The sequence below is a fragment of the Cupriavidus sp. SIMBA_020 genome (genome assembly GCF_046535395.1).
GTDB lineage: Bacteria > Pseudomonadota > Gammaproteobacteria > Burkholderiales > Burkholderiaceae > Cupriavidus > Cupriavidus campinensis.
The window spans coordinates 1-264 of sequence record NZ_JAWRWU010000820.1 but is presented as its reverse complement, the minus strand read 5'-3'; the positions used below and the strand labels follow the sequence as shown (position 1 = coordinate 264).

Sequence of the window (264 nt, the reverse complement as noted above, 5' to 3'; positions counted from 1 at the left end):
GACGAGAATCGCAGCGAGCGCCGCGAGTGCGATCAGGATCACGCGCGCGGCCGTGCCGTGCTCTTTCATGAATCCGACTACCTTCGCCGTCGCGCTGGCCGTGACGCCGAGCGCCGCGTTATAGGCGGGCAGAATCTTGTCGCCGATTTCGCCTTGCAGATTCTTGAGCTGGCGCAGCGTTTCGAGCTCGCCGCCCTGCGCGAGCTGCCGCCCTTTCGCCGCGCCTTCATCGATCCCATCGGCGCCCGTGTTGAGGCGTTCCGA

At 66.3% G+C, this 264-nt stretch carries 1 pseudogene; it reads right to left on the bottom strand.

Features of this window, described 5'->3' with window-relative positions:
* Positions 1-264 (bottom strand): annotated as a pseudogene (locus SB751_RS31660) (hypothetical protein); the annotation flags it as partial.